Below are 7,492 nucleotides of genomic sequence, written 5' to 3' on the forward strand. Positions count from 1 at the left end.
GGATGGAAGAGCCAGAGCGACGGAAAGAAGAGCCGAAGCGACGGAAAGAAGAGCCGAAGCGACGGATAAAACAATCGAAGTGACGGATTGCCACCTCGAAATGCAGGACTGCTTTATTGATCGACGCCATCTTTTTTCACTAATGTGATATCGCGTAGTCCCTTTACAGATATTGCCCCCGCTAATGCGATAGAAACTTTTAATTCATCATATAAATTCGTCATTACTTTTTCGACGCCTTGCTGTCCTTCTAAGGCAAGCCCATAGACAAAGGGACGTCCAATGGCTACAGCATCTGCTCCTAAAGCGAGTGCCTTAAGAGCATCCATACCTCGATACACACCGCTATCTAAAATAACAGGAATTTGTCCCTTTACAGCTTTCACAATGTCGGGAAGTGCATCAAGTGAACCAATTACGCCATCCAATTGACGACCACCGTGGTTTGATACGATTATTCCATCAATGCCATTTTCTATAGCTAGTTTTGCGTCTTCTGGATGTAAGATTCCCTTCAATAAAATAGGGAGATTAGAACGGCGCTTTAATTCACGCACATTGTCCCAATTTAATGTTGGATGGAAAACATTTTGCAAAACGCCCTGTACATATGACTCAAATGAATCATCTGGTAAGGAAGCAGTAAAAACAGGGTCATTCATATAGTTTCCTCGCGCATACCCAAGCTTTAATGGTGAAAATTGATTGCGAACATCTTCTTCACGCCAGCCGAGCATGACTGTATCTACAGTTAAAACAATAGCCTCAAAACCAGCAGCCTCTGCTCGTGTGGCCATGCTATAGGCAATTTCCTCATTTGTTGACCAATATAATTGAAACCATTTAGTAGCAGTGGGAGCTGTTTGTGCTACATCCTCAAGTGCATAGCTTGAAACTGTACTTTGAATATAAGGAATTTTTAACTGATCAGCTGCACGCGCAACGGCAAGCTCTCCCTCGTCATGTGCCATTCTGTTCATACCAACAGGAGCAAATAAGAAAGGTGTTGGATGTACTTTTCCGAACAGCTCAATCGATGTATCAATACTTGAAACATCATGTAAAAAACGTGGAATAATAGAGTATTTTTCAAAGGCTGCGCGGTTATTTCGTAATGTTTGCTCACCCCCAGCGCCTGAACGGATGTAGCCAAACGGACCAGCCTCCAATTTTTCTGCAACAGCCTTTTCTAAATCTGTAAAGCAAATAGGGAAGGGGGCTTGTGCATTAATATTCTTTAACAGTAGATCGCAATCTGTTGTCTTTGTCATCGTAATCATCCTACTAATCTTTCTTTAGTTTCGCAGCAAAGCGGTTACCTATTGATTGAATACTCTGAACTAGGATGATTAAGATAAACACTGTCGCATACATCACATCGACCTCATAACGTAAATGACCGTAGCGATATGCAAGATCACCTAAACCACCAGCACCAACCATTCCTGCCATTGCAGTTGCTCCTATAAGACCGATTGTGGCAATCGTTAAACCTAAAATAATGGATGGGCGAGCCTCACGTAGTAAGACATTCCAAATAATATGACGACGTTTAATACCCATTGCTGTATAAGCTTCCACAACACCTGGATCAACTTCTAAAAGTGCCGTTTCCATAAGTCGCGCAATATAAGGCGCTGTATAAACAACAAGCGGAACAATAACACCTTTTACACCGATAGTTGTGCCAACGATTAGCTTCGTGAACGGTAAAATGAAAAATAGTAAAATAATGAACGGTACAGAGCGAATAATATTAATAAATAAATTGAAAAATTGATAGAGAAATTTATTTTCAAATGATTGTCCCTGGCGAGTTAAAACGATTAAAAGCCCTAAAGGGATCCCAATTAAAATAGAAAAGAATAATGAAATCCCGACCATTTGGAAGGTTTCAATAATAGATTTCCCAATAACATCTGACCAATCTGCAAAGAAGCTTTGAATGCTATTCATTTAATTCGCCTCCTAACTCCTCAACGCCTACTCCGTTTTCTGTAAAATACTTAAGTGCTTTTTCTACGATATGAGCTTTACCGTGTAGATGCACGACAATATTACCGACAATGCCGTTTTTTAATTCGATGATATTGGCTGTTAAAATATTTGGTTGAACATCATACACTTTGCTCACTTCTGCAAGTAATGGTTTCCCAGTACTTTCACCAAGGAATGTTAAACGAATCACACTTCCGGAAAGATTTAATTGCTCGATAAGAGAAGGAGACAAATTGCGTTGAGAAATAGTGTTTAAAAACTTTCGTGTCGTTGGGTGCTGAGGCTTCGAAAATAGTTCTATAGCAGAGCCATATTCTACAACCGCTCCTGATTCAAGAACGGAAACATCATCGCAAATCTTTTGAATAACATTCATTTCATGTGTAATAAGTAAAATAGTGATACCTAACTCACGATTAATTTTCAACAGAAGCTCAAGAATAGCGTCAGTTGTTTCAGGATCGAGTGCACTTGTCGCTTCATCACTTAGTAAAATCTCAGGCTCTTGGGCAAGGGCACGCGCAATAGCCACACGTTGCTTTTGACCACCTGAAAGCTGGCTAGGGTAGCTATCTAATTTCTCTGTTAGGCCAACAATTTCTGCATATTTTGCAACGCGGTTTTTCACTTCAGAGTCGTTATAGCCTAGAAGCTTTAATGGTACCGAGATATTGTTGTAAACGGTCGCTGTTTTTAAGAGATTAAAATGTTGGAAGATCATCCCGATTTTTTGACGTGTTTTGCGAAGGTCGTTTAGAGAAAGGGCAGTAATATCTACATTATCAATCAATACTTTCCCTGTTGTTGGACGCTCTAATAAATTGACACAGCGAATAAGGGTACTTTTTCCTGCACCACTGTAGCTAATAACCCCATGAATTTCACCTTTTTTGACATGCAAGTTGATACCATCTACTGCTTTGACGATACCTTTTTTAGTTTTAAATTCTTTTGATATATTTTCTAATTGAATCATACTGAATATCTCCTTTCTAAGTCCTTCTATAAAGCAAGAATCTGCTAGCTTTCCTGTAGGAGTCTCGCAGATTCTCGATTATATGAAAGAACCTTTATCGTTACTTACCAGCTTGGAATTATAGAACCTTTGAATTCCTCTTCAATAAATTTGCGTACTTCTTCAGATTGATAAGCTTCAACAAATTTTTTAATCGTTGGGTCATCCTTGTTTTCAGCACGTACCGCAATGTAGTTTACATATGGAGAGTTAGTAGATTCTAAAAAAATGGAGTCTTTTTTAGGATTAATGCCAGCATCAAGAGCGAAGTTCGTGTTTATAGCTGCTACATCTACTTCACTAAGTTGTTTTGGAATTTGTGCAGCCTCTAATTCAATGAATTTCAAATTCTTTTTGTTTTCTTCCACATCACGAATAGATGCTGTTAAATCTGCTCTGTCTTTTAATTTAATAATGCCTGCCTCTTGAAGGACAAATAGTGCACGTGCCCCGTTTGTTGGATCATTTGGTAATCCGAATGTTGCACCATCAGGAATTTCATCGAATGATTTATATTTCTTAGAGTATATGCCCATAGGAGTTAAAATTGTTTTTCCTACTGGCACTAAATCTGTATTGTGATCTTTGTTAAATGTATCGAGGAATGGCTTGTGTTGATAGCTGTTTGCATCAAGATCACCCTCGGCTAATGATGTATTTGGTAAAACATAATCAGAGAAAGTTTTTAGTTCTACCTCTAAGCCATTTTCTTTGGCAACTTTTGCAGCAGCCTCTGCAATTTGTTCGTGTGGACCAGAAGTTACACCCACTACAATTTTATTTTCATTAATAGCCTTACTTTTACTATCTTCTTTAGTACCACAGCCTACTAACGCTGCTACCAATGTGAGACTCGCTAAACCTAATAAAATTTTGTTTTTCTTTTTCATGAGAAAACCTCCAATATTGTTTTATCGGTTATTAAAAATAAAAAAAACTCTCTTAAAAAAACTAAGAGAGGCTCATGAAAAAACGTCCTCTCTTATCTTTCAAACGATTATCGTTTGCAGGATTTAGCACCTTCCTTAAAAAAGGAGGTTGCCGAGCTTCATAGGGCCAGTCCCTCAGCTACTCTTGATAAGAGATTTATAATATTTTTTTGTAAATCCGATAGAACTAATATAAATTATAGGATATAGTAATCAATCGAATTTTTTAAATTTTTTATTTTATTATTTTTAGTTAAAAAGAGGCATGGGAATGTCTGTTAAAGTAAGGCGGGAATATTGTTATCACTGCCTATTTCGTTTTAGCAGAAGTACAAGGGATTTATCATATTCGACAGTTTGCTGAAGAAACAGGTCACTATTTTATCCACTAGAAGAAGGGCTGAAGCAACCAAGGAAGATAGTAAAATGAAAAAACTGTCTCCAAAGCAAATATGCGCAAAGGGGACAGTTTTGATAGGGTCTTACTTAGGTAGAGGGACTAAAATGCTCATGAGCTAAATAAGTTTAACTTTTCAATTCTGCTGATTGCTTCACGTAAGCGGTCTTCGCTAACAAGTAGGCCAACCCGCACATAACCTTCACCATATTGACCGAAGCCGTTACCTGCAGCTACTGCGATATCAGCTTTGTCGAGCAATAAATCAGCAAATTGTTCACTCGTAAAACCTAATGGGACAGGGAGCCATGCAAAGAAAGAGCCTCTAGGTGCTGTTACTTGCCAACCAATTCGCTGAGCTTCTTCGATAAGGACGTTTCGTCGACGCTCATAAGTCTCTCTTAGCTTATCAGCGCAACTTTGAGAAGCAGTAAGTGCAACTGCCGCAGCTTGTTGCACTGCAGGAAATTGACTACAAAATAGATGATCTTGAATAAGGTTAATGGCTGCAACAATATCAGGGTTACCAACTGCAAAACCAATGCGCCAGCCTGCCATATTATACGTTTTGGATAATGTATACATTTCGATACCGACATCTTTTGCACCGTCAGCTTGCAGGAAGCTAATAGGTCTATTGCCGTCAAATCCAATCGCCCCGTAGGCAAAATCATGTGATACGATAATATTGTGCTCTTTTGCAAAGCGTACTGTTTCTTCGAAAAATTCAAGTGTTGCAGTACCACCAGTTGGATTATTCGGGTAATTCAAGTAAAGAAGCTTTGCCTTTTCTTTTACTTCATTGGATAAAGCATTATAATCAGGCAGGAAATTATTCTCTGCAAAAAGTGGCATGACTTCAAAACTAACATCACCTAATATGACACCAGATAAGTAATCTGGATAACCAGGATCGGGTAAAAGCATTGTATCGCCAGGGTTTAAAACGGCTAACGGTAACTCAACGAGACCGATTTTCGTACCACCGAGAATAGCTACTTCTGTTTCTGGATCAATGTCAACATTGTATTCACGTTTGTAGAAGTCTGCTGCTGCTTGGCGTAATTCTGCTATGCCACGGAATGGAGAATATTTATGATTTTGAGGATTTTCTGCTGCCTCCTGTAATGCTTTAATAATGTGTGGGGGAGTAGGTTGGTCTGGATTACCTTGACCGAGATTGATCACATCACGCCCTTCAGCTAGAGCGGCGTTTACTTTTTGTACAAGTGCTGCAAAAAATTGAGTTGGGAGTTGCTGTAGTTTTTTTGAGAATTCCATGCACGTCCACCTTTTTCAGAATATAATAATTATTAAAGATATGATGCAAATAGTAGTACTTTTTTTACTAATTGTCTAGAGCCTTTTCAAAAACTATTGGTAACTATAAGCCATCCAATAAGTATATGGGAGTGGGGAAAATGAACAAAGTCTCATATTTTATCGTCAATGCTTTTACTACAGAACTTTACAAGGGAAATCCCGCAGCAGTATGTTTACTTGATTCAACAATACCTGAGTCGACCATGCAGAAAATTGCTCAGGAGATCCCCGTACCAACAACAGCTTTTGTCCAAAAGAAAGATAATGAATTTTTTCTTAGATGGTTTACGCCGGCAAAGGAAATCCCGATTTGTGGACATGGAACAATCGCTAGTGCATTTTTACTCTGGAAACAAGGGATTGTACCCATCAATTCTTCAATTACATTTCAGACTTTAAGTGGTCCTTTGCAAGCAATTTGGTTGAATGAGCTGGTTGAAATAACAATTCAAAAGTATCGGTTAGAAGAGATTGAATGTCCTTTGGAGCTTGAAGAATGGCTTGGTATGAAACCAACATATGTAGGAAAAACAGAATTGGATTATATCGTGGAGTTAAGTCACGAAGAGTATATTACAGATTTCAAAGCTGATTTTCCCGCGATGAAACAGTTCCCTGTACGTGGTGTTTGTATTACAAGTCGTTCTAAGGATGAGGGGATTGATATTGTCTCAAGATTCTTTTCTCCAGCACAAGGCATAGATGAAGATCATGTAAATGGTTCCTCTCATGGTGCGTTAGGACCTTACTGGTGTGAAAAATTATCAAAAGTAAGTATCGTTAGCAAACAGCTTTCAAAACGTGGTGGATTATTGTACGTTAAACCGAAAATAAAAGATGTTGCTATTGCGGGTTCGGCAGTTCAAGTATTAAGTGGTGAAATATTAATCTAAATATTGAGCTTAAACCATGGAAGTAATGTTGATTTATTGTAGTATAAATACGGAACAGTACTGTCTAGAGGAGGAATAGCAATGAAAATTGGATGTATCCAACTAAATGTTGGTTTTGGAAAAGTAGAAGAAAATTTTGCTCGTGCTGAGGACAAGATTCGTGAAGCGGCAAAACAAGGTGCAGAAATTATTGTGCTACCGGAAATGTGGAATACAGGCTACGCACTTGAAAAATTACCAGAGCTTGCAGATGTGGATGGAGAACGTTCGAAAGCATTTTTATCAAACCTAGCGAAAGAGCTTGGTGTACATATTGTAGGTGGTTCTGTTTCAACGAAAAAGGGCGATAAATTTTACAATACGATGTATACGTTTGATAGAAATGGTGAGTTAGTAGGCGAATATAGTAAGGCACATCTTTTCCGTTTGATGGACGAGCATTTATATTTAGAGGCTGGAGATGAAATGAATCGCTTTGCTCTTGGAGATATCGAGGCTGCCGGAGTAATTTGCTATGATATTCGCTTCCCTGAATGGTTACGTGCCCACGCCTTAGCAGGTGCAAAGGTCTTGTTTGTGCCAGCGCAATGGCCGACACCACGTATCGATCATTGGAAAACATTGCTGCAAGCACGTGCCATTGAAAATCAATGCTTTGTGATCGCTGTTAATCGTATTTCAAGAAAGGTAGAAAACTTCAATGGTCAATCAATGATTATTCAGCCGTGGGGCGAAGTGCTTTGGGTTGGTGCAGAGGACGAAGAAGTAGCTGTCATTGACGTGGACTTTTCAATTGTCGATGAAGTACGAGGCCGAATTCCTGTTTATGACGACCGCAGACCTGGATTATATAGCGGAGTAGTTGCCGAAAAATAAAATCTGGTAGCACGCTCAAGAAGCAAAGCGATCTTGAGCGTGCTAACCGATGAACATCGCT

7 protein-coding genes and 1 riboswitch are annotated in these 7,492 nt (G+C 39.0%); of the genes, 2 read left to right on the forward strand and 5 right to left on the reverse strand.

The genetic code is table 11. The features are described from left to right. Positions 1–113: 113 nt before the first annotated feature. From ACQKMV_RS00120 to ACQKMV_RS00140, 5 genes are all read right to left on the reverse strand, one after another. Positions 114–1,271, reverse strand: a complete 1,158-nt coding sequence (locus tag ACQKMV_RS00120) for an alpha-hydroxy acid oxidase (protein WP_427501846.1) — start codon at positions 1,269–1,271, stop codon at positions 114–116. A gap of 13 nt (positions 1,272–1,284) precedes the next feature. Then, positions 1,285–1,956 (reverse strand): methionine ABC transporter permease, encoded by a 672-nt coding sequence (locus ACQKMV_RS00125; protein ID WP_427501847.1) that lies wholly within the window; start codon positions 1,954–1,956, stop codon positions 1,285–1,287. Then, positions 1,949–2,974 (reverse strand): methionine ABC transporter ATP-binding protein, encoded by a 1,026-nt coding sequence (locus ACQKMV_RS00130; RefSeq protein WP_427501848.1) that lies wholly within the window; start codon positions 2,972–2,974, stop codon positions 1,949–1,951. The genes ACQKMV_RS00125 and ACQKMV_RS00130 overlap by 8 nt, the downstream gene beginning before the upstream one ends. 104 nt (positions 2,975–3,078) lie before the next feature. Next, a complete protein-coding gene (locus ACQKMV_RS00135) occupies positions 3,079–3,903 on the reverse strand; it encodes a MetQ/NlpA family ABC transporter substrate-binding protein (RefSeq protein WP_427501849.1) in 825 nt (274 codons plus the stop codon). 89 nt (positions 3,904–3,992) lie between these two features. Continuing rightward, a riboswitch (SAM riboswitch) is annotated at positions 3,993–4,097 on the reverse strand. A 353-nt stretch (positions 4,098–4,450) separates the two neighbouring features. After that, complete coding sequence (locus ACQKMV_RS00140) at positions 4,451–5,620, reverse strand: pyridoxal phosphate-dependent aminotransferase (RefSeq protein ID WP_427501850.1); 1,170 nt, start codon at positions 5,618–5,620, stop codon at positions 4,451–4,453. 140 nt (positions 5,621–5,760) lie between these two features. On the opposite strand from ACQKMV_RS00140, the gene ACQKMV_RS00145 reads away from it, so the two are divergent. Together ACQKMV_RS00145 and ACQKMV_RS00150 are read left to right on the forward strand one after the other, a co-directional pair. Further along, entirely contained in the window at positions 5,761–6,555 is a 795-nt protein-coding gene (locus tag ACQKMV_RS00145; protein WP_427501851.1) for a PhzF family phenazine biosynthesis protein, read from the forward strand. A gap of 81 nt (positions 6,556–6,636) precedes the next feature. Beyond that, positions 6,637–7,431, forward strand: a complete 795-nt coding sequence (locus tag ACQKMV_RS00150) for a carbon-nitrogen family hydrolase (protein ID WP_427501852.1) — start codon at positions 6,637–6,639, stop codon at positions 7,429–7,431. Positions 7,432–7,492 lie beyond the last annotated feature (61 nt).

It is taken from the genome of Lysinibacillus sp. NPDC094403, assembly GCF_050278745.1.
Classification (GTDB): domain Bacteria; phylum Bacillota; class Bacilli; order Bacillales_A; family Planococcaceae; genus Lysinibacillus.

Excerpts from the sequence above, each read along its gene's own strand:
- ACQKMV_RS00145 (WP_427501851.1), top strand. The coding sequence starts at position 5,761 with ATGAACAAAGTCTCATATTTTATCGTCAATGCTTTTACTACAGAACTT.
- ACQKMV_RS00140 (WP_427501850.1), bottom strand. The coding sequence starts at position 5,620 with ATGGAATTCTCAAAAAAACTACAGCAACTCCCAACTCAATTTTTTGCA.
- ACQKMV_RS00150 (WP_427501852.1), top strand. The coding sequence starts at position 6,637 with ATGAAAATTGGATGTATCCAACTAAATGTTGGTTTTGGAAAAGTAGAA.
- ACQKMV_RS00120 (WP_427501846.1), bottom strand. The coding sequence starts at position 1,271 with ATGACAAAGACAACAGATTGCGATCTACTGTTAAAGAATATTAATGCA.
- ACQKMV_RS00125 (WP_427501847.1), bottom strand. The coding sequence starts at position 1,956 with ATGAATAGCATTCAAAGCTTCTTTGCAGATTGGTCAGATGTTATTGGG.
- ACQKMV_RS00130 (WP_427501848.1), bottom strand. The coding sequence starts at position 2,974 with ATGATTCAATTAGAAAATATATCAAAAGAATTTAAAACTAAAAAAGGT.
- ACQKMV_RS00135 (WP_427501849.1), bottom strand. The coding sequence starts at position 3,903 with ATGAAAAAGAAAAACAAAATTTTATTAGGTTTAGCGAGTCTCACATTG.